Annotated in this window: 23 protein-coding genes and 1 pseudogene; 15 read left to right on the top strand and 9 right to left on the bottom strand. The window is 66.6% G+C overall.

The window, feature by feature from the left end; genetic code table 11:
• Positions 1–9: 9 nt before the first annotated feature.
• Entirely contained in the window at positions 10–327 is a 318-nt protein-coding gene (locus tag AC0GNO_RS20375; protein WP_472888392.1) for a hypothetical protein, read from the top strand.
• A 107-nt stretch (positions 328–434) separates the two neighbouring features.
• On the opposite strand, the gene AC0GNO_RS20370 is transcribed toward AC0GNO_RS20375, so the two are convergent.
• The gene (locus tag AC0GNO_RS20370) at positions 435–1,388 is read right to left on the bottom strand and encodes a LysR substrate-binding domain-containing protein (RefSeq protein WP_472888391.1); all 954 of its coding nucleotides are present in this window, start codon (positions 1,386–1,388) and stop codon (positions 435–437) included.
• Positions 1,389–1,502: 114 nt separating this feature from the next.
• Between AC0GNO_RS20370 and AC0GNO_RS20365 the strand changes: the two genes are divergently transcribed.
• The 3 genes from AC0GNO_RS20365 to AC0GNO_RS20355 all read left to right on the top strand — a co-directional run bounded on the left by AC0GNO_RS20365 (position 1,503) and on the right by AC0GNO_RS20355 (position 6,438).
• Positions 1,503–2,882: a ribulose-bisphosphate carboxylase gene (locus tag AC0GNO_RS20365; RefSeq protein ID WP_472905284.1), complete on the top strand. Its 1,380-nt coding sequence runs from the start codon at positions 1,503–1,505 to the stop codon at positions 2,880–2,882.
• Positions 2,883–3,326: 444 nt separating this feature from the next.
• Positions 3,327–4,130 (top strand): AAA family ATPase, encoded by an 804-nt coding sequence (locus tag AC0GNO_RS20360; RefSeq protein ID WP_472905283.1) that lies wholly within the window; start codon positions 3,327–3,329, stop codon positions 4,128–4,130.
• A 16-nt stretch (positions 4,131–4,146) separates the two neighbouring features.
• Positions 4,147–6,438, top strand: coding sequence for a nitric oxide reductase activation protein NorD (locus tag AC0GNO_RS20355; RefSeq protein ID WP_472905282.1), 2,292 nt, complete (start codon positions 4,147–4,149; stop codon positions 6,436–6,438).
• A gap of 12 nt (positions 6,439–6,450) precedes the next feature.
• On the opposite strand, the gene AC0GNO_RS20350 is transcribed toward AC0GNO_RS20355, so the two are convergent.
• On the bottom strand, positions 6,451–7,551 hold the full coding sequence (locus AC0GNO_RS20350) for an ornithine cyclodeaminase (protein WP_472905281.1): 1,101 nt from the start codon (positions 7,549–7,551) through the stop codon (positions 6,451–6,453).
• Positions 7,552–7,704: 153 nt separating this feature from the next.
• On the opposite strand from AC0GNO_RS20350, the gene AC0GNO_RS20345 reads away from it, so the two are divergent.
• The 4 genes from AC0GNO_RS20345 to AC0GNO_RS20330 all read left to right on the top strand — a co-directional run bounded on the left by AC0GNO_RS20345 (position 7,705) and on the right by AC0GNO_RS20330 (position 10,827).
• Positions 7,705–8,124 carry an Lrp/AsnC family transcriptional regulator gene (locus AC0GNO_RS20345; RefSeq protein ID WP_472905280.1) on the top strand — a complete coding sequence of 140 codons (420 nt, stop codon included), beginning with the start codon at positions 7,705–7,707 and terminating at the stop codon, positions 8,122–8,124.
• An 84-nt stretch (positions 8,125–8,208) separates the two neighbouring features.
• Positions 8,209–8,706 carry a MarR family winged helix-turn-helix transcriptional regulator gene (locus tag AC0GNO_RS20340; RefSeq protein ID WP_472905279.1) on the top strand — a complete coding sequence of 166 codons (498 nt, stop codon included), beginning with the start codon at positions 8,209–8,211 and terminating at the stop codon, positions 8,704–8,706.
• A gap of 88 nt (positions 8,707–8,794) precedes the next feature.
• Entirely contained in the window at positions 8,795–9,835 is a 1,041-nt protein-coding gene (locus AC0GNO_RS20335; protein WP_472905278.1) for an aromatic ring-hydroxylating dioxygenase subunit alpha, read from the top strand.
• Between the two features lie 20 nt (positions 9,836–9,855).
• A complete protein-coding gene (locus AC0GNO_RS20330; protein ID WP_472905277.1) occupies positions 9,856–10,827 on the top strand; it encodes a PDR/VanB family oxidoreductase in 972 nt (323 codons plus the stop codon).
• A gap of 115 nt (positions 10,828–10,942) precedes the next feature.
• On the opposite strand, the gene AC0GNO_RS20325 is transcribed toward AC0GNO_RS20330, so the two are convergent.
• Positions 10,943–13,288: an ATP-dependent DNA helicase gene (locus AC0GNO_RS20325; protein WP_472905276.1), complete on the bottom strand. Its 2,346-nt coding sequence runs from the start codon at positions 13,286–13,288 to the stop codon at positions 10,943–10,945.
• Between the two features lie 49 nt (positions 13,289–13,337).
• On the opposite strand from AC0GNO_RS20325, the gene AC0GNO_RS20320 reads away from it, so the two are divergent.
• Positions 13,338–14,171 (top strand): hypothetical protein, encoded by an 834-nt coding sequence (locus AC0GNO_RS20320; protein WP_472905275.1) that lies wholly within the window; start codon positions 13,338–13,340, stop codon positions 14,169–14,171.
• Position 14,172: 1 nt separating this feature from the next.
• On the opposite strand, the gene AC0GNO_RS20315 is transcribed toward AC0GNO_RS20320, so the two are convergent.
• From AC0GNO_RS20315 to AC0GNO_RS20300, 4 genes and pseudogenes are all read right to left on the bottom strand, one after another.
• Positions 14,173–14,316, bottom strand: a complete 144-nt coding sequence (locus AC0GNO_RS20315; RefSeq protein ID WP_472905274.1) for a hypothetical protein — start codon at positions 14,314–14,316, stop codon at positions 14,173–14,175.
• 51 nt (positions 14,317–14,367) lie between these two features.
• Positions 14,368–14,763, bottom strand: a complete 396-nt coding sequence (locus AC0GNO_RS20310) for a CBS domain-containing protein (protein WP_472905316.1) — start codon at positions 14,761–14,763, stop codon at positions 14,368–14,370.
• Between the two features lie 111 nt (positions 14,764–14,874).
• A pseudogene (locus AC0GNO_RS20305) lies at positions 14,875–15,204 on the bottom strand (hypothetical protein); the annotation flags it as partial.
• Positions 15,205–15,221: 17 nt separating this feature from the next.
• Entirely contained in the window at positions 15,222–15,488 is a 267-nt protein-coding gene (locus tag AC0GNO_RS20300; RefSeq protein WP_472905273.1) for a hypothetical protein, read from the bottom strand.
• 580 nt (positions 15,489–16,068) lie between these two features.
• On the opposite strand from AC0GNO_RS20300, the gene AC0GNO_RS20295 reads away from it, so the two are divergent.
• Positions 16,069–20,199, top strand: a complete 4,131-nt coding sequence (locus AC0GNO_RS20295; RefSeq protein WP_472905272.1) for a PAS domain-containing protein — start codon at positions 16,069–16,071, stop codon at positions 20,197–20,199.
• Between the two features lie 235 nt (positions 20,200–20,434).
• Positions 20,435–21,388, top strand: a complete 954-nt coding sequence (locus tag AC0GNO_RS20290; RefSeq protein ID WP_472905271.1) for an extracellular catalytic domain type 1 short-chain-length polyhydroxyalkanoate depolymerase — start codon at positions 20,435–20,437, stop codon at positions 21,386–21,388.
• A gap of 20 nt (positions 21,389–21,408) precedes the next feature.
• Here the strand turns inward: AC0GNO_RS20290 and AC0GNO_RS20285 are convergent, their stop codons facing one another.
• Positions 21,409–22,248 carry a ParB N-terminal domain-containing protein gene (locus tag AC0GNO_RS20285; RefSeq protein ID WP_472905270.1) on the bottom strand — a complete coding sequence of 280 codons (840 nt, stop codon included), beginning with the start codon at positions 22,246–22,248 and terminating at the stop codon, positions 21,409–21,411.
• A gap of 145 nt (positions 22,249–22,393) precedes the next feature.
• On the opposite strand from AC0GNO_RS20285, the gene AC0GNO_RS20280 reads away from it, so the two are divergent.
• The 4 genes from AC0GNO_RS20280 to AC0GNO_RS20265 all read left to right on the top strand — a co-directional run bounded on the left by AC0GNO_RS20280 (position 22,394) and on the right by AC0GNO_RS20265 (position 24,253).
• Positions 22,394–22,642 (top strand): hypothetical protein, encoded by a 249-nt coding sequence (locus tag AC0GNO_RS20280; protein WP_472905269.1) that lies wholly within the window; start codon positions 22,394–22,396, stop codon positions 22,640–22,642.
• Positions 22,643–22,885: 243 nt separating this feature from the next.
• A complete protein-coding gene (locus tag AC0GNO_RS20275) occupies positions 22,886–23,047 on the top strand; it encodes a hypothetical protein (protein WP_472905268.1) in 162 nt (53 codons plus the stop codon).
• 4 nt (positions 23,048–23,051) lie between these two features.
• Positions 23,052–23,510, top strand: coding sequence for a hypothetical protein (locus AC0GNO_RS20270; RefSeq protein WP_472905267.1), 459 nt, complete (start codon positions 23,052–23,054; stop codon positions 23,508–23,510).
• A gap of 80 nt (positions 23,511–23,590) precedes the next feature.
• Positions 23,591–24,253 carry a hypothetical protein gene (locus tag AC0GNO_RS20265; RefSeq protein ID WP_472905266.1) on the top strand — a complete coding sequence of 221 codons (663 nt, stop codon included), beginning with the start codon at positions 23,591–23,593 and terminating at the stop codon, positions 24,251–24,253.
• Positions 24,254–24,351: 98 nt separating this feature from the next.
• Here AC0GNO_RS20265 and AC0GNO_RS20260 read toward each other — a convergent pair.
• On the bottom strand, positions 24,352–25,148 hold a 797-nt coding region (locus tag AC0GNO_RS20260), incomplete at its 5' end, for an IS5 family transposase (RefSeq protein ID WP_472904386.1).

The following is a 25,148-nucleotide window of genomic DNA, read 5'->3' as shown; positions in this document are numbered from 1 at the left end:
ACTCCCACCATGAGCATCATCCAAAGCCGTACGAAAACCTATGCGGGTATCGACAACGAAGAACACAACGGCATGACCATGACCGGGCGCATCATCCGCGATGCTTGGGTCTTCGGCCTGCTGCCCGAGGGCGAGGGTTTTGCCGGCAAGAACGCGGGCGATCTCCAGAACCTGTTCGAGGCCGTGCACAAGGCCTGGGAGCCCTATGGGCAGTTGCCCAGTCGCCTGCCGACCGAGCTGGCCGAGCGCCACGCGCGCATCCACGCCGAAGCGGTGGAACGCGCCAAGGGGATGGGTTGGGACGCCGAGCTGGGCGAAGACGACTGAAGCCGCTTTGCCTTCAGCGCGATCACTTCGTTGCTGAAGTCCTGGCCGTGACAGCACGATCTGCCGCTTTGCGCCTTGAATGCCAATCGGTATGAACCGTATGCGTCTCAAGGCATGGCGGAGCTGGCCTGGGGCAACTTCAGCAGGGGACCGTACTTGGCGGCCAAGTGTCCTTCAGCGTGTTCGAGCATGAAGTAGCGGAAGGCTTCAGCCGCGGGTGAGAGAAGTTTCGCGCGCGTGTGCACGATGTTCCACGCCCGCACCACCGGCGCGCCGCGCACGTCCAGCACCTGGATCAGGCCGTTTTCCAGCTCAAGCCCTATGGTGTGCAGTGACAGGAAGCCCAGGCCCAGCCCGGCCATGACGGCCTGCTTGATGGTTTCGTTGCTGTTGAGCTGCATCTGCAGGCGGGGCTCGACGCGTGCATCGACAAAGAATTTCTCCATTGCGGCGCGCGTGCCGGAGCCGACCTCACGCACGATGAAGTCGTAGGGGCGCAGGTCTTCGACCTCCAGATCGCCTTGCTGGCCCAGCGGGTGTTTGGGTGCGCTCACAAAAACGTGCGGATGCGCAGCGAAGGGCTCGGCCCGCGTGTCCAGTTCTTTGGGCGGACGCCCCATGACGGCGATGTCCACATCGTTGTTCTGCAGCATGCCCACCAGCTGGTCGCGGTTGCCGATGGCCAGCCTCAATTCGACACCGCGGTGCTTGTCGAGGAATTCGCCGAGCAGGCCCATGAGGAAATACTTGGCCGTGCCCACCATGCCCACCGTCAGCACGCCGACTTCGGCACGCTTGAGCCGCGCGGCCACGTCTTCGGCATCCTTGAGCGAGGCCAGGATCTTGCGCGCGTGCACGAGGATGTACTCGCCCGCAGTGGTCAGGCTGACCTGCCGACCACTGCGCTCAAACAGGGGCATGCCCACACGCTCCTCAAACTCCTTGATCTGCATGGTCACAGCGGGCGGCGTCAGGTGCAGTGCTTCGGCCGCGCGGGCAAAGCTCAACTGCCGCGCCACCTCGTTGAAGACGCGCAATTGGCGGAAGGTGGTGTTTTTCATTAAGGTAAAGCTGAATCGAATGACGACAATATTTGAATTTACCTGATGCTAAAGGTTTTCTAAAGTCCAGTCTTATCCAAAACCTGAACCCCCTGAACCTCAACGGAGACAAGCATGGACCAAAGCGCACGTTACGCCGACCTTAGCCTCAAGGAAGAAGACCTGATCGCCAAAGGGGGACACATCCTCGTGGCCTACAAGATGAAGCCCAAGGCCGGCCACGGCTACCTGGAGGCCGCGGCCCACTTTGCGGCCGAGTCGTCCACCGGCACTAACGTTGAAGTGAGCACCACCGACGACTTCACCAAGGGCGTCGACGCGCTGGTGTACTCCATCGACGAAGCCACGGAAGACATGCGCATCGCGTACCCGATGGACCTGTTCGACCGCAACGTCACCGACGGCCGCATGATGATGGTCTCCATCCTGACGCTGGTGATCGGCAACAACCAGGGCATGGGCGACATCGAGCACGCCAAGATCCACGACATCTACTTCCCCGAGCGCGCCATTCAGCTGTTCGACGGTCCGAGCAAGGACATCTCGGACATGTGGCGCGTGCTGGGTCGCCCGATCAAGGATGGCGGCTACATCGCCGGCACGATCATCAAACCCAAGCTGGGCCTGCGCCCCGAGCCGTTCGCGGCCGCGGCGTATCAGTTCTGGCTGGGTGGCGACTTCATCAAGAACGACGAGCCCCAGGGCAACCAGGTGTTCTGTCCGCTGAAGAAGGTGTTGCCGCTGGTGTACGACGCCATGAAGCGCGCCCAGGACGAAACCGGCGAGGCCAAGCTGTTCTCGATGAACATCACCGCCGATGACCACTACGAAATGCTGGCCCGTGCCGATTTCGCGCTGGAAACCTTCGGCCCCGATGCCGACAAACTGGCCTTCCTGGTGGACGGCTTCGTGGGTGGCCCGGGCATGATCACCACCGCCCGCCGCCAGTACCCAGGCCAGTACCTGCACTACCACCGCGCCGGCCACGGCATGATCACCAGCCCGAGCGCCAAGCGCGGCTACACCGCCTTCGTGCTGGCCAAGATTTCGCGTCTGCAAGGTGCCTCGGGCATCCACGTCGGAACCATGGGCTACGGCAAGATGGAAGGCGAGAACTCGGACAAGAACATCGCCTACATGATCGAGCGCGACGAAGCGCAAGGCCCTGTCTACCACCAGAAGTGGTACGGCATGAAGCCCACCACCCCGATCATCTCGGGCGGCATGAACGCGCTGCGTCTGCCGGGCTTCTTTGAAAACCTGGGCCACGGCAACGTGATCAACACCTCGGGTGGCGGCGCCTACGGTCACATCGATTCGCCCGCTGCCGGTGCGATCTCGCTGCGCCAGTCGTACGAGTGCTGGAAGTCGGGCGCCGACCCGATCGCCTACGCCAAGGAGCACAAGGAATTCGCCCGCGCGTTTGCCTCGTTCCCGGGCGATGCCGACAAGCTGTACCCTGGCTGGCGTGAGAAGCTCGGCAGTCATAAGTGACCCCCCTGCGCCGCTGACGCGGCTTCCCCCCGGTGGGGGAACGCACCTGGTGGCCCGGCGAAGCCGGTTCCACGGGTGCCCTGGACGGAAGTCACGCGCGCCGTAGGGGCTGCTTCGGCCTCGGGGCCGCTGGGCGCACTGCGACGCTCGTGTCCCCCGCCGGCCTGCGGCCGCCTCCTCCTTTACCTCGCTTTGCAGTACACCCAGCGGCCCCGAGGCCGAAGCAGCTTTGGCGTTCCAAGGTGGGGGATTGGAGCCCAGGTGCTGCGTTTGGAGCGCTGGGTGTCCGACGCAGCGAAGTAAAGGAGGAGGGGCGGGCGCAGCCCGACCCGGGGGACATGAGCGTAGTTGGATGCCCAGCGCTCCAAACGCGGGAGCGAAGTGTCTTCATAGCGCGAACGAAACAACGCCCCTCCGAACGAACGCACCAGCAGGAGACAAGAGATGACCACCGACTACCGCATCGAACAAGAACCCTACTACCAGCCGCAAAGCAACGAGGTTGCGCTGTACGAGGCCGCCTACGTCGCGCGCCTGCCGGTCATGCTCAAAGGCCCCACCGGCTGCGGCAAGTCGCGCTTCGTCGAATACATGGCCTGGAAGCTTCAGCGCCCGCTCATCACCGTGGCCTGCAACGAAGACATGACCGCCTCCGACCTCGTGGGCCGCTACCTGCTCGAAGCCGGCGGCACGCGCTGGCTCGACGGCCCGCTCACCATGGCCGCGCGTTTGGGCGCCATCTGCTACCTCGACGAAATCGTCGAAGCACGCCAGGACACCACCGTCGTGATCCACCCGCTCACCGACCACCGCCGCACCCTGCCGCTGGACAAGAAGGGCGAGCAGGTGCGTGCCCACCCGGACTTCCAGCTCGTCATCTCCTACAACCCCGGCTACCAGAACCTCATGAAGGACCTGAAGCCCTCGACCAAACAGCGCTTCGTCGCGTTCGACTTCGACTACCCGCCGCCCGAGCAGGAAGCGCGCATCGTGGCCAGCGAAACCGGCATCGACGAAGTCCTCGCCGCCCGGCTGGTGAAGATCGCCATCACCGCGCGCAACCTCAAGGGCCACGGTCTGGTCGAAGGCATCTCCACCCGCCTGATGGTCTACGCCGCCACGCTCATGAAGGGTGGCGTGGCGCCGCGCGACGCCTGCCGCATGGCGCTGGTGCGGCCCATCACCGACGACGCCGACATCCGCGAGACGCTGGACCACGCCATCGACGCCGTTTTTGACGCCGCTTGAACCCGCGGAGCCCGGCATGACCACCGCCGCCACCGACCTGCCCGCCGACCACCTGCAGGCCTGGCGCGCCCGGCTCGACACGCGTTTTCCCGAGGTGGATCCGGTGTTCGAGGCGTGCCTGGTGGATGCGGTGGGCGTGCTCAGTCCCGAGGGGCTGGACGCCTACATCGACTACGCGCGCACACTCGGCAAGCTGGGCCGCGGCGTCGAACCGATGTTGATCTTTCTGGCCGAGTGGCCGCAGATCGCGCGCTCGCTGGGTGAAGACGCCTTGCCCGCCATCGCGGCCACCATCCACACGCTCTACAAGTCGCCCAACGGCAAGGCCATCACGCCGTTTCTGCAGAGCCTGGCGGCCGTGGCCCGGCGCCTGCCTTCGCGCGAACCGTTCCAGCGCTACCTGAGCCTCTCGCTCGACTTCATGGAGCGCACCACCGGCTCCATCCACGGCCACCACAAGACCTTCGCCAGCCCGGGGCTGCCGCTGTTCTTCGAGCGTGCGCCGCAGCTGCTGGGCCTGCTCAGCGTGGGCGGGCTCAAGCGCTGGGTCGAATACGGCGTGCGCAACTACCACCACCACCCCGAGCGCCAACGCGACTACTTCAGCCTGCGGTCGGCCGACGCCAAGGCCGTGCTGCAGCGCGAGCGCCGCGGCACCCTGCTGGCCGACCACACCCGCGTGCTCGACCTGTACCTGCAGGCCCTGTGGCAAGAAGAAGCCCTGCTCGTGCCCTACGCCACCGCCCATCTGGGTGACGACAGCGCTTCACTGAGCGCACAGCACCACAGCCAGCCGTATTTCGACGCGCTGGGCATCCGCCTGCCCGACGTGTACGAAGACCGCGGCGGCGTGCGCGGCATCGACCGCTACCGCGCCGCGCTCGCCCACATGGCCGGCCACCGCCGCTGGAGCCAGCCGCAGGTGGCCGACAACTGGAGCCCGTTCCAGCGCCTGGCGGTGGAGATGTTTGAAGACGCGCGCATCGACACCCTGCTGCTGCGCGAATACCCTGGCCTGCGCAGCACGCTGCTGCGCCTGCACCCGCGCCCGTTGGAGGGCGCCTGCGACCCGGCCACGCACTCGTGCCTGCGCCACCGCCTGGCCATGCTCTCGCGCGCCATGCTCGATGCGCGGCACGGCTACACCGATCCGGATCTGCTTCATTTCCGTCAGCGCTTCCACCAGGCGCTGGCCGCGGGCGAGTCGAGCACGCAAGAAATGGCCAGCCTCGCGCTCTTGTGCGTGGCTCGCATCCGCCGCCAGAGCGACCAGCAGCCGAACGTGTTTTTCACCGACACCGAGGTGGACTACCGCGACGACAACCGCCACCTGTGGATCTACATCGAGGCCGGTGACGAAGAAGAGAGCTTCGATGACCATCGACAGAGCGAAGCGCCGCCTGAAATAGACGGCCTGCCGCCGCGCCACTACCCCGAGTGGGACCCGGCCAGCCAGACCTACCGGCCCGACTGGGTGAGCCTCTACGAGCGCCTGCAACCCAGGGGCAACCCCGCCGACATCCACCGCATCCTCGCGCGCCACGCGGCGCTGGCGAAGCAGCTCAAGCGCCTGCTCGACCTGCTCAAACCGCAGGACAAAGTGCGCATCCGTTTCCAGGAAGAGGGCAGCGAGCTCGACCTGGACGTGGCGATCCGCTCCCTGATCGATTTCAAGAGCGGCGCCGCGCCCGACCCGCGCATCAACATGAGCCACCGAACCGACGGGCGCGACATCGCGGTGCTGCTGTTGCTTGACCTGTCGCAGTCATTGAACGAGCCGGCCGCTGGCAGTGAACAGACCGTGCTCGACCTCAGCCGCGAAGCCGTCACCCTGCTGGCCTGGGCGATTCAACAGCTGGGCGATCCCTTCGCCATCGCGGGCTTTCACTCCAACACCCGGCACGACGTTCGCTACCAGCACATCAAGGGTTTCGACGAAGGCTTCGACGAAGACGTGAAGGGCCGCCTGGCGGGCATCGAGGCGGGGTATTCCACGCGCATGGGCGCGGCCCTGCGCCACGCCGGCCACTACCTGGGCGCGCGCCAGGCGGACAAGAAATTGCTGCTGATCCTCACCGACGGCCAACCCAGCGACATCGACACGCCCGACGAGCGCACGTTGATCGAAGACGCGCGCGAGGCCGTGCGCGAACTCGGGCAGGGCGGTATCTACACCCACTGCATCAGCCTCGACCCCAAGGCCGATGCCTACGTGAGCGACATCTTCGGCGGGCGGCACACCGTGATCGAGAACGTGCAGCGCCTGCCCGAGCGGCTGCCGCAGCTGTTCATGTCGCTCACGCGCTGAAGCGCGCGCCGCTCAGGCGTGCGCGGTGGTGGCGATCTGCGTCAGCCGTTCCGACACCGAAACGGGCGCGGCCAGCATGCCAAACAGATTCTTCGGATCGGCCAGCTGCGGGATCAGCGCGATGCGTTCGCCCATGCCCAGCCGGACCGCGCTGTCCATCATGAAACGCAGGGCGGAGAAGTCTTCCAGCGCGAAGCCGACCGAATCGAACACGGTGACCTGCTCTGCGTTGTCGCGGCCGGCGCGTTCGCCGCGCAGCACCTGCCAGAGTTCGGTGACGGCGAAGTCCGCGGGCTGGTGCTGGATCTCGCCTTCGATGCGCGATTGCGGCTCGTATTCCACAAACACCTTGGCCGCGTCGAGGATGGTGCCGTGCAGTTCGGTCTTGCCCGGGCAGTCGCCGCCCACGGCGTTGAGGTGCATGCCGGGTTGGATCATGTCGGGCGTGAGGATCAGGGCCATGGCCTTGTCGGCGGTGACGGTGGTCACGATGTCGGCACCCTTGACCGCCTCGGCCGTGCTCTGGCACACCGTGATCTCCAGCCCGCTGCCCTGCAGGTTGGCCACCAGCTTGGCGCTGGCGGCGGGGTCCACGTCGTACACGCGCAGTTCTTCGATACCGACCAGGTGCTGGAAGGCCAGGGCCTGGAACTCGCTCTGCGCGCCGTTGCCGATCAGCGCCATCACGCGGCTGGCGGGGCGCGCCAATGTCTGGGCGGCCAGGGCCGACATGGCGGCGGTGCGCAGCGCGGTGGTGAGTGTGAGCTCACTCAGGAAGAGCGGGGCGCCGGTGTCCACGTCCGCCAGCACGCCGAAGGCCATCACCGTGGACATGCCGAAACGCGTGTTGCCCGGGTGGCCGTTGACGTATTTGAAGCTGTAGCGGTGGTCATCGGCCACGGGCATGAGCTCGATGACGCCGTCTTTGGAGTGCGCGGCCACGCGGGCGGTCTTGTCGAAATCGGCCCAGCGCAGGAAGTCGGCGCGGATGTGTTGTGCCATGTGTCGCAGGCAGTGCGGCAGGCCGAGGCGGCGGATCAGCTCGGCGGCTTCGGGCGCGCTCAGGTACAGGGTGCCGGTGTCGCGGAATTGGGTGAGTGCGGTGTTCTTCATGGTCGTCTCGTGTTGTGCGGAAAACGGTGCGAACAGAAGTCCGCCAACCGGTCCCCAGAGTTTGCCGGTGGAGCGAGACAATGAAAATCGGCAACAAAGTAGAGAAATGGCAGAAAATCCACCCATTCGGCAACCTTGATTGGCGTTTTGACCATGGACCAGCTCGATCAGCAACTCATTGCCCTGCTGCGGCAGGACGCGCGGCTCGCCGTGGCCGACCTCGCTTACAAACTCAAGGTCTCGCGCGGCACCGTCACCAACCGGCTGCGCAAGCTCGAAGACACGCAGGTGATCGTGGGCTACACCGTGCGCCTGAAACCCGAGGCGCAGCCCGAGCGCATCAAGGCCTGGATGAGCGTGCAGGTCGAGGGCAACCAGACCCGGCTCGTGATCGCCAGCCTGCTGGGCGAGCCCGGCGTGGCTGCGCTGCACGACACCAACGGTCGCTGGGACCTGCTGGCCGAGCTGGAGGTGGGTTCGATGAAAGAGCTGTCCGACGTGCTGGAGCGCGTGCGCCTGATCAGCGGCATCCGCTCGACCGAGACCAGCATCCACCTCGCCAGCTACCGCTGACAGTCGCCGCCGCTGGCGCGCGCGATGCGGTCCCGCCCTGCCGAGGTCCTGTCCTATAGTCGTCGCACACAGCACGCCACCACCATGAAACCCATTCTTCAGGCTGCCGCCAGTCCCCTGCCCGACAGCGTCATTGCCCTGCAGGCCGAGCCCGGCCACCTGATCCGTCGCGCGCACCAGCTGGCGGTGTCCACCTTCCACGAAACGCACGGCCGCCAGATCACGCCCGTGCAGTACGCCCTGTTGCGCGCCCTGCAGGACGCACCGGGCATCGACCAGGTGACGCTGGCCGACAAGGTGGCGCTGGACACCTCCACCACCGCCGACATCGCCACCCGGCTGGAGGCCAAGGGCTGGATCGTGCGCGAGCTGCTGCCGCGGCGCCAGCGCGCCCTGCGCCTCACGCCCGAAGGGGCGGCGGTGCTGGCCGACATGCTGCCGCGCGTGGTGCCCATGTACCGCCAGCTGCTGCAGCCACTGGAGCCCGCCGAGCAGGCCGAATTCCTGCGCCTGCTGCGCAAGTTCGTGCACCTCAACACGCCATCGCCCGGCGATCCGGACTCGGGAAAACCCGAGGTCTGAACCCCTGTTCGCCACCCGTCTGCGTCCGTACAATCCGCTTCATTCAGCATACTGAATGAAGTCGGCACAACACCTCCGGAGACGCAACATGTTCCCCCTCAACACCTGGTACGTCGCTGCCCGCAGCGATGAAATCCCCGCCGACCGGCCGCTCGGCCGGCGCATCTGCAAGCAGCCCATGGCCCTGTTCCGCAACAGCGCCGGCCAGGTGGCCGCCGTGCTCGATTTCTGCCCCCACCGCGGCGCGCCGCTGTCGCTGGGCAAGGTGGAAGGCGACACCCTGGTCTGCGGTTACCACGGCCTGGCCATGGGCTGCGACGGCAAGACCGTCTCGATGCCCTGCCAGCGCGTGCGCGCGTTCCCGGCCATCCAGAGTTTCCCGGTGCACGAGGCGCACGGCTTCGTGTGGGTCTGGCCGGGCGACGCCGCGCTGGCCGACACCGCGCTGGTGCCGAAGTTCGAGTGGCAGGACAACCCCGCCTTCGCCTACGGCGGTGGCCTGTACCACATCGCCTGCGACTACCGCCTCATGATCGACAACCTGATGGACCTGACGCACGAGACTTACGTGCACTCGACCAGCATCGGCCAGAAGGAGATCGACGAAGTGCCGTGCCAGACGCGCGTGGACGGCGAGCACGTGGTCACCGAGCGCTTCATGGAAGGCATCGAGGCGCCGCCGTTCTGGAAGATGGCGCTGCGCATGAACGGCCTGCCCGACGACCAGCCGGTGGACCGCTGGCAGATCTGCCACTTCACGCCGCCCAGCCACATCATGATCGAGGTCGGCGTGGCGCTGGCCGGCAACGGCGGCCACGCCGCGCCCGACGAAGTGAAAGCGGCGAGCTGGGTGGTCGACTTCATCACCCCCGAAACCGACAGCTCGATGCACTACTTCTGGGGCATGGCGCGCAAGTTCAAGCCGGAGGATGCGTCGCTCACCGGGCAGATCCGCGAAGGCCAGGGCAAGATCTTTGCGGAAGACCTGGAGATGCTGGAACGCCAGCAGAAGAACCTGAGCGACTTCCCCGACCGCAAGCTGCTCATGCTCAACATCGACACCGGCGGCGTGCAGTCGCGAAAGCTGATCGACCGCGTGCTCGCGGCCGAACAAGGCGTCACCGCCTGACCGCACCCGCCCGAACCCCCATGAGTGACCCCCAGACCCCCTTGCTGGTGCGCGTGGCGCGCAAGCACACCGAAGCGCTGGACATCTGCAGCCTGGACCTGGTGGCCGAGCCCGGCCACACCCTGCCAGGCTTCAGCGCCGGCGCGCACATCGACGTCGCCCTGCCCAACGGCCTGGTGCGCCAGTACTCGCTGTGCAACCCGCCCGGCGAGACCGGCCGCTACCAGATCGCGGTGCTGCGCGACGCCGCTTCGCGCGGCGGCTCGTTGGCGGTGCACGAAGCCGTGGCCGAGGGCTCGACGCTGCACATCAGCGCGCCGAAAAACCACTTCCCGCTCGCCACCGATGCAGCGCACCACCTGCTGCTGGCCGGTGGCATCGGCATCACGCCGCTGCTGGCCATGGCCGAGCGCCTGACCAGCGCTGGCGAGTGTTTCGAGCTGCACCACTGCACGCGTTCGCGAGACCGCACGCCGTTTCTGGAACGGGTCGCGGCATCGGCGTTTGACCGACACACCCACCACCACTTCGACGATGGCGATGCGGTGCAGAAGCTGGACATCGCCGCCACGCTGCAGCGCGCGCCCGAGGGTGCGCACCTCTACGTGTGCGGTCCGCAAGGCTTCATGGACGCGGTGCTCAACGCCGGGCGCGCCGCCGGCTGGCCCGAAGAGCGCCTGCACCGCGAGTACTTCGCGGCCGCGCCGGTGGACCACGCCAACGACGGCGGCTTCGAACTGGAGATCGCCAGCACCGGCCGCGTGATCCCGGTGCGTGCCGACCAGTCCGCGCTGGCCGCCCTGCTGGCAGCGGGCATCGACATCCCCATGTCGTGCGAACAGGGCGTGTGTGGCACCTGCCTGACGTGCGTGAAAGCGGGCACGCCCGACCACCGCGACCAGTACCTCACCCCCGAAGAACAGGCGGCGAACGAGCAGTTCCTGCCCTGCTGCTCGCGCGCCACCAGCGCGCGCTTGGTGCTCGATCTCTGACCAGAGGGCTGATGCCGAGTTTCCGGGTCCGGTAGCTCGGGGCCAGCTCGGCAGACCTCGAGCTTGCGCCGCTGCGCCGGATGGCCCGGCGCAGCCCCGGTCTGATCACCGGTTTTCACCGCAACGGCCGCCCATTCACCACCCACCACGCCGGCAGCAGCCGCCGCACCTCGGCGCGCGCGTAGCGGTCGTCGAGCAGCCAGACCGTGCCGTGGTCCTGCTCGCTGCGGATCACGCGGCCCGCGGCCTGCACCACCTTCTGCACGCCGGGGAACAGGTAGGTGTAGTCGTAACCGCGGCCAAACTTCGCCTGCAGGCGGGCCTTGAGCTGTTCGTTCACCGGGTTCACCTGCGGCAGACCCAGCGTGGCGATGAAGGCGCCGATGAGCCGGCGCCCGGGCAGGTCGATGCCCTCGCCGAATGCGCCGCCGAGCACGGCAAAGCCGATGCCCTGGCCGCTGTCGGTGAAGCGGGCGATGAAAGCCTCGCGCTCGGGCTCGCCCATGCCGCGCGACTGCACCCAGACCGGAATGGACGGGTGGCGCTGCTGCAGCCGGTCGAGCGCCTGCGCCAGGTAGTCGAAGCTGCTGAAAAACGCCAGGTAGTTGCCGGGATCGGCCGCGAACTGCGCCGCCATCGTGTCGGCCATGGGCGTGAGCGAGGCCAGCCGGTCGGTCCAGCGGGTGGAGATGTGTGGCGCCACGCGCACCGCGAGCTGTTCGCCGGCAAACGGTGAGGGCACGTCCACGCGCAGCGTGTCGGCCGGCAGGCCCAGCAGGTCGGCCACGTAGTCCATGGGCGCGAGCGTGGCCGAGAACAGCGTGGCGCTGCGCACGGCGCTCCAGCGGTCCTGCAGCAGCGGGCCGGGCACCAGATTGCGCAGGCTGATCAGCGGTTGTGCCACGCGCGTGCCCGGTGCGGGGTGGGGCGTGCGCGTGAGGTCGCAGAGGCTGTGGTCGCCGTGCAGCTCGGCCACGCGCTGGAAGTGCAGCGCATCGAAGAACCAGGTCTGCAGCGGGCCACCCGCGGCGTCTTGTGGGTGCAGCGCCAGGTGGTCGCCGATCTCGCCGCAGAGCTGTTGCAGCGCGGCGTTGAACGCGCCCGGGGGGTCGGGCAGCACGGTGTAATCGCCCGCCTGTTCCCGCGCCAGCGTGTTCCATTGCCGGTGCAGCCGGTCGAGGCCCGTTTTCAGGGCGGCCGGCGCGCCGCGGCGCAGCGCCTGGAAGGGGGCAGGGTCGAGCTGGGCGCTGTACATGGCGCGGGCGCGTTCGATCAGGTTGTGCGCCTCGTCCACCAGCAGCGCGCTCTGCCAGCCGTGTTCGAGCGTGAGGCCGTGCCAGTGGGCGCCGATGTCGAAGAAGTGGTTCACGTCGCCCACCGCCACATCGCTCCAGCGCAGCATCTCCTGCCCCAGGTAGTAGGGGCACACGCTGTGTTCGAGGGCGAGTTCGCGCAGCGCGGCTTTGTCCAGCCAGCCGGCCTGCGCCGCGGCGGCGCGGGCCGCGGGCAGGCGGTCGTAGAAGCCGCGCGCGAGCGGGCAGGACTCGCCGTGGCAGGCCTTGTCCGGGTGCTCGCAGGCCTTGTCGCGCGCCACGCGTTCGAGCACGCGCAGCGGCAGCACCGGGCGCGCGGGCGGGTGGCCGGCGGCGCCGAGCCGCGCCAGCGCGTCCAGCGCGAGCTGGCGGCCGGTGGTTCGCGCGGTGAGGTAGAAGAGTTTGTCCAGCCCCTGCGCGGGCGCGGCCTTGAGCGCGGCGAACAGCGTCGCCGCCGTCTTGCCGATGCCGGTCGGCGCCTGCGCCATGAGCACACGCCCCGCCGCGTGGGCGCGGTAGACGGCCTCGGCCAGCGCCCGCTGGCCGGCGCGGAATTCGGGAAAGGGAAAGGCCAGGGCGCGCAAGGCGGCGTCGCGCGCCGTGCGGTGCGCGCGCTCCTGCCGGGCCCAGCCGCTGTAGCGTTCGCACAGGTCTTCAAAGTGCGCGCGCAGGGCGCTGGCGCTGTGGTTTTCCGACAGCGGCGTTTCGTGGCCGCTGTCGATGTTGAAGTACACCAGCACCAGCTCGATGCGCTCCAGCCCGAGCTGTTCACACAGCATCCAGCCGTAGACCCGGGCCTGCGCCCAGTGCAGGGCGCGCGCGTTGTCTGCGATCAGCGCCGCGTCGCCACGGTGCGTCTTGATCTCTTCCAGGCGCATCACGCTGGCGTCCCAGCCGTCCGCCCGGCCCTGCACACGCAGGTCGCGCCACTGGCTGGCCAGCGGCACTTCGCGCTGGTAACCCGCGCCGCGCCGCGACGTCACCTCGCCATGGCCGGCCACGCCTTCGCTGCCGGAAGGCGAGGGCGTGAAGCGCAGATCGAGGTCACCGCGGCGCGCCGCGAAATCGCACAGCGTGCGCACCGCCACGGCGCCCAGCGGGGCGTCGGCGGCGGCTTCGTCAACCAGTCGGGGCGTGGCGGTGTTCAAGGGCGGTTTCGGCTTGTGGCGTGCATGGTACTGGATATATAGTCAGTTCATGGAGTCCGCCTTTTCCCCCGAACCGCCCCCGCTCAACCGCCAGCACCACCGGCGCCTGCGCGACATTTACCGCTCGGCCGGCTGGCCCTGCGCCGACATGGTCGAGGTCGAGCTGTTGGCGGCCGGCTTGCTGGAGCGCCGGGTGTCCGCCGATGGCTTTGAGACCCTGCGCGTGACCGACGCCGGCATCCAGACGCTGGCGCGCGTGTTCGCCAGCAACAAGGCCGCGCGCACGCCGCACGAGGCCCTGGTCGAGCAGGTCGCGGTGGCCATGACGCGCGCGGGCCGCCTGGCCTGGCGCGGGCTGATGCTGCGTGTGCCGCTGCCCCGCGCGCTGCTGCTGGGCGAGGCCGCTGCGCCCCTGGCGGCGGAGCCCGCGCCCAGCTGGGCGGCGCAGATGGCGGCGTTTGAATCCGAAGTGACCACCAACCCCGCAGCACCCGAACACGCCTGGTGCATGGCCTGCCCCGACGTGTTTTCCATCCGCCGCAGCTCGGTCGAGTCCTACCTGGAACCGGTGGTGCACGAGATCAAGGTCAGTCGCGCCGACCTGCTGGGCGACCTGAAGAAACCCGCCAAGCGCGCCGCCTACCTGGAGATGGCCAGCGCCTGCTGGTACGTGCTCGGCCACGACGCCAGGGGCCGACCCATTGCAAAACCCGAAGAGGTGCCGCCCGAATGCGGCGTGATGTACGCCCGCGATGGCGAGCTCAGCATCGCCCGCGAAGCGCCGCGCCGCGCCATTGAGCGCCTGCCGTTCCATGTGTGGATGACGCTGGCGCAGACCGAGCCCGCCGTGCGGCTGGAGGAATCGGGTCAGGCGCGGTTTTGAGTCAACCTGCGCGCTGGCGAATGTGAGCCTGCCCGAGCCGGTAGTTTCGAACGACCCTGCGAGAGGCCTCCTGCTTGAGCACAGCCATGACGCGCTCAAGGGCGTCGTCGAACGAAAGTTCGAGGGTGGCATGGAATCCGTACATCTCGCTTCTCCTGGGTGTTCGATGGACCCGCAGATGTGTCGCGGCCCAGGCCTACGGTTGCGAGATGGCTACCAAGGCATCGGCGGTGGGCTGGATGTCGTCGGCTGCGACGGCAAAGTCGCCGAGTGACACGATGCCCACCAGGCGCTTCTCGCGGTTCACCACCGGCAGGCGCCTGACCTGATACTGGCTCATCTTGTCGGCACCCGTCTCCACGGTGTCGTCCTCATAGCACCAGATCACGTCCTCCGACATCACGTCGCGAACCAGCGTGTCGCTGCCCTTGCCTTCGGCGACGGCACGCACGGCCATGTCGCGGTCGGTCACGGCGCCGATCATGCGGTCGTGCTCGCCGACGGGCAGCATCCCGAAGCCGTCGTCCCGCATCCGGGCAGCGGCTTCCTGGATCGTTGCCTCGGGGCTGATCACCTGCACGTCGTGGCTCATCACGTCTTTGAGTAGTTGCATCTTTGTCTCCGGGTTGAGGTTGGTGGCGTGTGTGGCCACAGGTTTTGCGGGGTTGCCCGCGCGGACTGCAGTCGCTTGCGCTGGCGCTTGACCGACTGCGCTCGAATCCTCCGGGCCCACCAGGCTGCCGGCCGCGGCGCCACCCAGTGCGCCCGCAACGGCCCCCACCGTGCCACCCACCACCGCACCCACGGGTCCCGCGACCACGCTGCCGACGGCAACACCCGCGGCCGCACCGGCCACCACCCCACCGCCCGTCAGCACCGAGTTGGCCTCGCGCCGGGCTTCCTCGGGTTCCAGCAACGACTGGGCTGCGGGGTTCAGATCCTGCGACGGAATGCCGTGCCCGGGACGGGCTTGCTCAGCGAGGTCTCCGTCAAGCGGTACCGGCTTTGCCAGGGGAGAAGTGGATGGATTCATGATGGCTCTCCTGTGCGTCAGTGACGCGTTGGGGGTGAAAGGCCCGGGTCGGTGCTGAGGGGGAGGTGCTCGCCGGGCTGGTGCGGCTCGCGGATTTCGGGTGGGATCTGAGGCGGTATGTCCAGCGGCTCCAGGGGCAGCGGCACGCCGTCGGGTGACGGCGCTTGCCCCGGTGGCAGGGACGGTTCGGGTTCGGGCCAGGGTCCGGGCACCGGCGACTGGACCGGGATCGGCGCCAGGACAGGCGGTTGGGATGTGACGGGCAGGTCAGCGAGGCGGTTCACGGAACGGGCCTTTCAAGGTGGGCGAGGGCGCCTGGAAGCGGGTATCCGGGACGGGAAAAGACATCATTGACTCGCCGATACCACCGGTCTGTGCGGTTGCGCACACCCCAGGACCCGGGGTGGGTGTGCTGTCTCACAGACGCTGGCTGGCGCCCGCCATGCTGAATGCAACAGTTCGTCACACAAGGGGTGCGCCCCTCCAACCGGCTTCACCCCCGCAGACGGCGTGCCCGTGTCCCCGATGGTCCTTGTCGTCGATGACGATGCGTTCATGCGCTCCCGGCTCGGTCGGTTGTTGACCTCGGCCGTCATGCGCATCGAATCCGGTGCGCCGGGCGGTGATCATGGCCAATAGGTACGGCTGCGCATGGGGCTTTCGACGGCGTATCCCTTCCTCCGGCGTTTTCTGTGTAGCCTGCAACGCCGATCGCTGAAACAATGACGCTCGGCCAGACCGACACGTTCGATTCCCTGCAAACAATCCCATGACCGCTCCGCTCTCTCCAGCCACCACCGCCGGCCATGCCGCGAACCCGGCGCGCGCCCTGAGCCAGCCGCGCAGCGGCCTGTGATGCCGGTGGTGCCTTCCGACGCCGACCCCGGCCGCCAGGCGCGCATCGCGGCGCTCATCGACACCCTGCACGATGTGGAGCAGCAGCTGCAGGCGCTGACAGCGGATGAGATCGACACCGTGGCCAACCGGGCGGGCAGCAACCTGCTGCTCAACGCCCTGGAACAGTTGCGTCGCCAGGAAGCCCGGAAGCGGGCCGCGATGCTCGACGCGCTGCCGTCGAATGTCGCGTTGCTCGATGCAGACGGCGTGATCGTCGCTGTGAACGAGGCGTGGAAACGCTTTGGTGACGCGAACGGCCTGCGGGATACCAACCACGGCGTGGGCCGCAACTACCTCGACGTCTTCGACCCGGGCGCCAGCCCGGACGCCGCCCTGAACCCGGGCGTGGCAGCCGCGCTGCGCGCCGTGCTGGCGGGCGAGCGCAGCACCCTCGCGATCGAGTACCCCTGCGACTCGCCGCAGGAGCAAAGGCGCTTTCTCCTGACGGCGGCTCCGCTGGAGCCGGGACGACGCGCCGGCGCGGTGGTCATGCATGTGAACGTCAGCGACCGGGCGCGTGCCGAACAGGCCTCCCTTCGCAGTGCGGAACTGCTGCAGGCGGTGGCCGACGGCACGCCCGACGTTGTCTACGTCAAGGACCTGCAGGGCCGTTATCTGCTGTGCAACAGCGCACTGGCCCGTTTCACCGGGCGCACGGTCGAACAGATCCTGGGCTGCGACGACCGGGACCTGTACGACGCAGCGGAGGCATCGCAGATCGTCGAGAACGACCGCACGCTGCTCGCAACGGGGGAGGTGCACACCTCCGAGAAGTGGCTCACCGGCGTGAGCGGCCGGCGCATCTTCAATTCGACTCGTGCCCCCTACCGCAACGCCCGCGGAGAGGTGATCGGCGTCATCGGCATCGCCCGCGACATCACCGACGACAGGCTCGCCGAGCAGGCGCTGCGCGACAGCAAGGCGATGCTCGACATCGCGGGCCGCAGCGCCAAGGTCGGCGGCTGGACTTTCGACGTGACGCAGCGGCGCCTGCACTGGTCCGACATGGTTGCCAGCCTGCACGACGAACCGGCCGGCTATTCGCCCTCGATGGAGCTGGGCCTGGCCGCCTTCGTCCCCGAGCACCGCGCCACTGTCCAGGAAGCCGTCCAGCGCTGCATTGCGTCCGGCACGCCCTATGACCTGGAAGCCGAGAAGATATCGGCCACCGGGCGCCGTTTCTGGGTGCGCACCATCGGCGAAGCGGTGCGCGACGCCGAGGGCCGCATCGTTCGCATCCAGGGCGCGCTGCAGGACATCACCGAACGCAAGCTGGCGGCGCTGGAAACGCAGAAGCTGGCGCAACGGCTGAGCAACACACTCGAAAGCATCAGCGACGGCTTCTTCGCCCTCGACCGCGACTGGCGCTTCACCTACTTCAACCGCGAGGCCGAGCGCCTGTTGGGGCGCAAGCGCGACACGACACTCGGGCGTGTGATCTGGGAAATTTTCCCCGAAGCGGTGGGCACGGTCTTCGACCGCTCATACCAGCGCGCGATGAACGGCGAAACAGGCGTCACCTTCGAGGCCTTTTTCCTGCCTTTGCAGGCCTGGTTCGGTGTCGACTGCCACCCGTCGGGCGACGGGCTGTCGGTGTACTTCCGCGACGTCACCGCCAGCCGCGCGGCGCGTCAGCAGCTGAAGCTGCTCGAAGCCAGCGTGGCGCAGTTGAACGACGTCGTCATCATCACCGAGCCGGCGCCCGAACTGCAGCACGGCCGGCGCATCGTGTTCGTCAACGATGCCTTCGTGCGCCTGACCGGCTACGCGCGGGAGGAGGTGATCGGCCAGTCGCCCGGCTTGCTCGACGGCCCCTCGACGGATGCGGCCGAGCTGGCGCGTATCCGCGACGCGGTCGACCGTTTCGCGCCGGTGCACGTCGAGCTGATGCGGTCCACCAAGGATGGCCGGGAGTACCCCGTCGAGATCGACATCACACCGGTGGCCACGGCCGGCGAGGGCTTCACGCACTTCGTCTCCGTCATACGCGACATCAGCGAACGCCGCCGCAGCGAACAGGCACTGCTTGAGCTGAACGCCGGGCTCGAGGAGCGGGTGCGCCACCGCACGCTGGAACTGGAGCAGGCGCGTGAGCTGGCCGAGCAGGCCAACCGCGCCAAGTCCGCTTTCCTCGCGACCATGAGTCACGAGATCCGCACGCCAATGAACGGCGTTGTCGGCATGATTGACGTGCTGGAAGAGAGCCGGCTGGACCCGGAGCAGCGCGACCTGGTGAAGACCGCGCGCGAATCGGCCTACGCGCTGATGGCCATCGTCGACGACGTGCTGGACTTCTCGAAAATCGAAGCCGGCCAGTTCGACATCGATCACGAGCCGATGGACGTGACGGCGGTCGTCGAGGGGGTCAGCGATGCCCTGTACCCGCTGGCCGTGAACCAGGGTGTGGGCCTCCACCTGTACACCGACCCGCGCCTGCCCCCAGACATGCTGGGTGACGCCGCGCGGCTGCGCCAGGTGCTGATGAACCTGGTCGGCAACGCGATCAAGTTCAGCCGCGGGCTGTCGCGCCCCGGCTCGGTGTCCTTGCGCGCCCTGCGCGTGGCCGGCCCCGGCGGCGACGACACGCTGGCGCTGGAGGTGTCCGACAACGGCATCGGCATGGACCCCGACACCCAGGCGCGCCTGTTCTCGCCGTTCACCCAGGCCGACGCCAGCACCACCCGGCGCTTCGGCGGCTCCGGGCTGGGGCTCAGCATTTCGCACCGCCTGTTGACGCTGATGGGTGGCGAAGTGACGGTGCGCAGTGCGGCGGGTGAGGGGGCGACCTTCACGGTGCGCCTGCCCATCGTGCGGGTGCCGGCCGACAACGACACGAAGCCCGCCCCGTTTCCGCAACCGCTGGCAGGGCTGCCCTGTCTGGTGGTCGGCGCTGCCGCCGGTCCGGCCGCCGACCTGGCCGACTACCTGGTCCACGCGGGCGCCGCCACGACCTGCCGGCAGACCGTGGCGCAGGCCCAGGCCTGGTTGCGCCGTGTCGACCCGGGCCGGTGCGTCGTCGTCGTCGCCGACGCCAAAGACGCCACCGAAGGCAGCGACCCGATGCTCGCGGCCTGCCGTTCCGTCGGGTCGGAGCGCCCCGAGCTGGTGCTGGCTTTCGTGGTCATCGAGCGGGGCAGCCAGCGCCGGCCGCGCCGGCAAACGTCGGATCCGATGTGGTTGTACGGTGAATGCCTGCACCGCGACAAATTCCTGCACGGCGTGGCCCTGGCGGCCCGGCTCCAGCCGGCGGAAGAACCGGTCGAGCCGCTCGCCGAGGTGGACGCCGCTCCGGTCCCGCGGCATCCGGCGCCGCAGCCTGATGCGAACCGCCACGAAGCGAAACCGTTGATCCTGGTGGCCGAAGACAACGAGATCAACCAGAAGGTGCTGGCCCAGCAGCTCTCGCTGCTCGGTTACCGCTCCGAGATGGTGGCCAACGGTGCCGAGGCCCTGGCCTGCTGGCGCCAGAGGGGCCATGCCCTGCTGCTGACCGACCTGCACATGCCGATCATGGACGGCTACACGCTGGCCGCCGCGGTGCGGGCCGAGGAGGGTGGTGGTCCGCGCCTGCCCATCATCGCCCTGACCGCGAACGCCCTGCGCGAGGAAGAACTGCGTTGCCACCAGGCCGGCATGGACGTCTACCTGAGCAAGCCGGTTCGCCTGGCACAGCTGAAATCGACCATCAATGCCTGGCTGCAGCCCACGGCAACGCGGCCGAGCGGGGCCGTGGCTGACGAAGTGGCGTCATCCACCGCCTCGCCACCGGTCGACCTCGGCGTGCTGGCCGATCTGCTCGGTGATGAACCGCAGGTGGTGCAGGAGGTGCTGGCGGCCTTTCGGGCGGGCACCACGGGCTCGGCGCAGGCGATGGTCCGGGCCCACGCCGGCGGTGAGGTGAAGACCATGTCGGATCTCGCCCACAAGCTGAAGTCGACCGCTCGGGCCATCGGCGCAGCGCGCCTCGGGCAGATCTGCGCCGACATCGAAAAGACCGCCGTCACACGCCCCCCGCCACACATCTCGGTGCTCGATCCGCTGGTGGCCGATTTTGAGGTCGAGCTGCGAGCGGTTCACGCCTTTCTCGATCAACGATAGGGCCGTGGCGGCTTGCCGCCGGGGCCGGGCACCAGGCTGGCGCGGCGCTCCGCGTGCATGTCGATGTCGCGCTGGGCCTGGACCATCTGGGAGTCGCGTGTTTCGACCGTAAGGACACGGGCCAGGGCGGTCTGTGCGCTCGCGCACGCACCCCGGTCAGCGCAGAATGACCCGAATGAAAAAACGATCACGCCCGTCCGCTTGGGCCAAAAGCTTCGAGCGGAACCTCAAGGCGATGACACGACTCGCCACCGCTTCCAGTACCCGGGCGCTCAAGAAAACCCTCAAGCCCGCGGCGGCCAAGCGCGCGCCGCCGCCCGGTGCCGGCGCGTGGATGCCCGGCGTCGTCATGGGCGCGGCCGGCGCACGGCGCTTCAGGGTCTACCGGCCGCCAGGGGTCGGGTTCGGCGAGAAGCTGCCGCTGGTGGTGATGCTGCATGGTTGCGGTCAGGACGCCAACAGCTTCGCGGCCAGCACGCGCATGAACCGCATCGCGATGCGCGAACGTTTTCTGGTGCTCTACCCCGAGCAGGACCGGCTCGCCAACGGGCAGGGTTGCTGGAACTGGTTCGACACCAAGACCGGCCGTGCCTATGGCGAAGCCGCTTTGATCATGCAGGCGGTTGACCAGGTCTGCCTGCTGCATCCCGTGGACAAGACCCGCGTGGCCATCGCCGGCCTGTCGGCCGGCGCGAGCATGGCCGCCTTGCTGGTCACCCGGCACCCGGGGCGTTTCAAGGCCGTTGTCATGCATTCGGGCATTCCACCCGGCACCGCGCACTCCACCCTGTCGGCGCTGGGCGCCATGCACGGCCACCGCGTCACGACCCCGTTGATGACCACGCCGAACGCGATGGAGGCCCACTGGCCACCCCTGCTGGTGATCCACGGTGACGCCGACGCCGTGGTCTCACCCAAGAACGGCCAGGCCGCAGCGCAGGTCTGGGCCGACGCGGCGGGGGCGAAGGCGAGCGAGGCGCGCAGCGTGCAACGGGGCAAGCGCTACCCGATGTCGGTCACCGATTTCAAACGCAAGGGCAGCACGGTGGCGACGCTGGTCGCCGTGAGCGGCCTGGCCCACGCGTGGAGCGGTGGCGCCGCGAGCAAGGCCTTCAGCGACGGCCAGGGGCCGGATGCGTCGCGCATGGTCTGGGCTTTTGCGGCCAAACAGTTTCGGGCCGGGGTCTGAGCGCTGGCCAGGGCAGGCGTCTAGAACGGCACCTCATGCCCTGAGCGCAAAACCTCCAGCTGCTGACGCAGCGCCGCGTTTTCCGCCTGCAACGCGCTGACCTGGGCACGCAAGCGCTGCAGTTCATCGCCCGATTCATTGGCCGGCTGATCGGCCGGCTGATCGGGCGCCGCTTCCGACGGCTTGCGCTTCGCGTCGCGAACCCGCTTGGCCGCCAGTTTGAGCTCGTCCTTGCCGGCCAGCGCCGCGGCCTTCTGCTCTTCGGCCGGCAAGCTGGCCACGGCCGCCGCCGCGTTGAGCGAGATCGCCCCGGACTTCAGCGCCGCCACCAGTTCGGGCTCGGCCTGCTTCTGGATCTTTTCGATCATCACCACCTGGCTGCTGCTGAGTCGCGCCGCACGGGCGATGTCTTCGCGGCTGTTCAGCGGCCGGGGCTCCGGCACAGGTGTTGTGGCCGCCGGGTTGGCTGAAGGCTCGTCCTGCTCAGCCGGCTCGGGCGATGTTTCCTCGCGCGGCGCAGCCAGAAACCGCGCGCGCCGCTCGGCGATGATTTCGCGCTTGCGCAGCGCCAGCACGCCGCGCTGGAAGTCCGACACGCTGCGCCGCCCCAGGTGCTGGTCGATCATCCACAGGTGCACGTCCTCCATGGACTGGAAGCGCGGGTTCTGCACCGTCTCGAAGGGCAGGCCGTGTTTCTGGCAGATGCCGTAGCGGTTGTGTCCGTCCACAAGCACATCGCCCCAGAGCACCAGCGCATCGCGGCAGCCCTCGGCCAGGATGCTGCGCTCCAGCGCCTCGTGTTCCTCCGGGGTCAAGGGGTCGATATAGGCTTTGAGGTCCGGGTTGACATTGATGTTCATGAAGTCGGGGTTCGGGGAAATGGCTTGGGGGCGCGAATTGTAGAGGGGCGCCGCGGGCCCCAGAAACCGGCAGAATGATCCGGGTCAGACGGACCGGGATGCGCCCGGTTCGAACACTCGATGACCTTGAAGGAGGAGGGTGCTCATGAGACTCGTGGTTTTGTTGCTGGCTCTTCTGGTGGTCGGTCTTCTCGTGGCCCGCCAACTGGGCGGCGGCGCGCCAGCCCAGGTTCAGAAGCCGGAGGCCATTTCGGATGTGGCTGTGCCCGCTGTGCCAGCTGTTCCCACAAGGCCTCAGGATGTGCCCGGGTTTGAACGGCAGGTGGAGGGCTACGTCAATGATCTGGCCACTGAGCGGGCCAAGCAGATGGAGCACGCTGAATCGGGGAAATGACTGGGTGGCATGGCACGCAGTTCTTACTTGCAGACCGCAGGCAAAAAACCCGCTGGCCTGATGGCTGTTCCCTTTGCACGTGCTTCATCCGATCTCAACGGTTCCTTGTCGTCATTAACGGTCATCCTTTGCGCACTAGCGGCCGTCCTTCCAGCGTATGCTGCAAGATCCGCCGCATACACTGGGCTACAAAGCGCGCACGCCTGTTACTCATACGTAGATCTAATTGGAAGGACAACTAACATGAAAGCTCGAACCAAGCTGCGACTTCTTGGTGGCGCCATATTGCTTTTAAATCTCTTGCTCATTGGCTACTATTCAATCCAAGGAATTCCTGTCCTCCTAATGACCTTCGGTTTCGCAATCGCTTACGAGTACATCGTGGTTCGTCGCACCCCGGAGTGAAAGAATGAAGTCAGTACTTCCTTCGGTTTATAGAGTCATTGCTCTGCGGTTAACCGTTGCCGTCGCTTACTTGGGCATTGCTTGTAGCGCATCGGCACTCGATAAGAACGGAAACTTCGATTCCAAGCAAGAGCAGGATGCATTTATTGGTGCCACCTTGAAAAAAATGGCAGGTGAATTTAACTCTCAGGCACCTATTCAACTTGACGAGGATACAAGGATGATGAGTGTGATCGCACTGCAGAAGACAATCACGTTCAACATGCGCCTCTCTGGAGCGAGCTCCTCGGATGTAAACCCAAACATACTGGCTCAGGTCGTAAAAGAGAACCTCAACCATACGGCCTGCCTGAGTAAGGCAACGCGGAACCTAATAGACCTCGGAGTCGAGTACGTTTACCTCTACAGCGGTAGTGATGGAAAGCTCATTACCCGCGTTGCCATCAAGAGCTACCGCTGTTGAGTCGCTGTTTCGTTAAAAAATAATATTCTGTAACGACGGCGCACCGGTAGCAGCGCCAATATGAGAAATGAATCTGAGCCGTGTATATCTTTGTTGATGAATCGGGGACCTTCACCCAATCTCCCAGCCTCGATTCGTGGTGTGTGGTTGCAGCTTATGTCGCTTCGGAACACAAAAAACGACAAATCGATGCCCTGATGTCACGTGTTCGAGCACTAAATATGGGTGCAGAAACGAAGAGCAAGCACCTCACAGAAGATCAATACATCTGGTTTCTGCAAGAATTGGAAAAATTGGGTGGACTGGCTTTTTCCGTAGCCGTCGATGTTGGACTACATCGCCCGGAGGCAATTGAACTGCATCGGAACAAGCAGGCCGAAAAGGTGATCGAACATCAAGGAAAAATGCGGCATGAAGTTGCGCGACATGGTCTGATGGATTTGTCCGAGCAAATTCGTTCATTGCCGATCCAACTTTATACTCAACTGATTTGTCAACTAGAGCTTTTTCACGCGATACTTAAGCTTTCGCCACTCTATTTCGTGCAACGGCATCCGTCATCACTTGCGAATTTTAGATGGCGTTTGGATCAAAAGGACCGTGTACCTACTAAATATGAAGATGCCTTTAGAAAGATATTGCCAGTAATACTGCAAACCATGTCTCTAACGGATCCGATGTTAAGGATGATGTTCAAAACCGGAGCGGTGAAGGGCGTTGAGCGCATGGATCTCGCGACATGAAACCGCCGTGCCCGTTTCGATCAGTTTCCACCGTTCAAAGGTCGATTTACCGGCCTTTCGGGGCCTCATCGAGGCCCATGGGCGCGTTGCAGGCGCACTCATCCCTGCGCCTTCTGCAAAAGCCGGTGCCGCGCCATCCACAAGTTGGAAAGTGCGAACAGCGTGTGCAGTTGCGCCGTGTTCTTGACCAATCCGCGGTAGCGCACCTTCACAAACCCGAACTGGCGCTTGATCACCCGAAACGGGTGCTCCACCTTGGCCCGGATGCTGGCCTTCACATGTTCGAGCTTGTCCATGATCGCGCCCATGGGCGTGCTCTTGTCCAACGCTTTGCGTTTGCCCGGGCGCATGGCCACGTGCCAGTTGGCATTGATCGCCTGCGTCTCCTCGCGCTTGGCCACACCCTGGTAGCCTGCGTCAGCGAACACATCGCTCTCTTCACCATGCACCAGCGCGCCGGCCTGCGTCACATCGTTGACGTTGGCCGCTGTGCCCACCACCGTGTGCACCAGTCCCGAATCGGCATCCACGCCAATGTGCGCCTTCATGCCGAAGTGCCATTGGTTTCCCTTCTTCGTTTGGTGCATCTCAGGATCACGCTCGCCGCTGCTGTTCTTGGTCGAGCTGGGTGCTGCGATCAGCGTGGCGTCGATGGCTGTGCCGTTCTTGAGCAGCAGCCCTTTGGCGGCCAGCGTGCTGTTGACGGTGGCCAGTATCTGCAGGCTGAGTTGGTGCTCTTCGAGCAGGTGGCGAAAGCGCAGGATGCTCACGCGATCCGGAATGCGCTCGCTGCCCGAGAGACCAGCGAATTCACGGTACAGCGGCGTCTCGAACAGGGCTTCTTCCATGGCCAGGTCCGACAGGCCGAACCACTGCTGCAAAAAATGAATGCGCA

The sequence above is a fragment of the Hydrogenophaga sp. L310 genome, from assembly GCF_055703065.1.
The sequence above is the reverse complement of the archived record's forward strand: the minus strand, read 5'-3'. Positions and strand labels throughout refer to the sequence as shown.

Bases quoted from the DNA above. Each gene is read 5' to 3' on its own strand.
- AC0GNO_RS20315 (WP_472905274.1), bottom strand. From the start codon at position 14,316: ATGTACGGATTCCATGCCACCCTCGAACTTTCGTTCGACGACGCCCTT.
- AC0GNO_RS20360 (WP_472905283.1), top strand. From the start codon at position 3,327: ATGACCACCGACTACCGCATCGAACAAGAACCCTACTACCAGCCGCAA.
- AC0GNO_RS20335 (WP_472905278.1), top strand. From the start codon at position 8,795: ATGTTCCCCCTCAACACCTGGTACGTCGCTGCCCGCAGCGATGAAATC.
- AC0GNO_RS20270 (WP_472905267.1), top strand. From the start codon at position 23,052: ATGAAGTCAGTACTTCCTTCGGTTTATAGAGTCATTGCTCTGCGGTTA.
- AC0GNO_RS20310 (WP_472905316.1), bottom strand. From the start codon at position 14,763: ATGAGCCACGACGTGCAGGTGATCAGCCCCGAGGCAACGATCCAGGAA.
- AC0GNO_RS20355 (WP_472905282.1), top strand. From the start codon at position 4,147: ATGACCACCGCCGCCACCGACCTGCCCGCCGACCACCTGCAGGCCTGG.
- AC0GNO_RS20285 (WP_472905270.1), bottom strand. From the start codon at position 22,248: ATGAACATCAATGTCAACCCGGACCTCAAAGCCTATATCGACCCCTTG.
- AC0GNO_RS20365 (WP_472905284.1), top strand. From the start codon at position 1,503: ATGGACCAAAGCGCACGTTACGCCGACCTTAGCCTCAAGGAAGAAGAC.
- AC0GNO_RS20330 (WP_472905277.1), top strand. From the start codon at position 9,856: ATGAGTGACCCCCAGACCCCCTTGCTGGTGCGCGTGGCGCGCAAGCAC.
- AC0GNO_RS20320 (WP_472905275.1), top strand. From the start codon at position 13,338: ATGGAGTCCGCCTTTTCCCCCGAACCGCCCCCGCTCAACCGCCAGCAC.
- AC0GNO_RS20345 (WP_472905280.1), top strand. From the start codon at position 7,705: ATGGACCAGCTCGATCAGCAACTCATTGCCCTGCTGCGGCAGGACGCG.
- AC0GNO_RS20290 (WP_472905271.1), top strand. From the start codon at position 20,435: ATGACACGACTCGCCACCGCTTCCAGTACCCGGGCGCTCAAGAAAACC.
- AC0GNO_RS20275 (WP_472905268.1), top strand. From the start codon at position 22,886: ATGAAAGCTCGAACCAAGCTGCGACTTCTTGGTGGCGCCATATTGCTT.
- AC0GNO_RS20375 (WP_472888392.1), top strand. From the start codon at position 10: ATGAGCATCATCCAAAGCCGTACGAAAACCTATGCGGGTATCGACAAC.
- AC0GNO_RS20350 (WP_472905281.1), bottom strand. From the start codon at position 7,551: ATGAAGAACACCGCACTCACCCAATTCCGCGACACCGGCACCCTGTAC.
- AC0GNO_RS20370 (WP_472888391.1), bottom strand. From the start codon at position 1,388: ATGAAAAACACCACCTTCCGCCAATTGCGCGTCTTCAACGAGGTGGCG.
- AC0GNO_RS20280 (WP_472905269.1), top strand. From the start codon at position 22,394: ATGAGACTCGTGGTTTTGTTGCTGGCTCTTCTGGTGGTCGGTCTTCTC.
- AC0GNO_RS20340 (WP_472905279.1), top strand. From the start codon at position 8,209: ATGAAACCCATTCTTCAGGCTGCCGCCAGTCCCCTGCCCGACAGCGTC.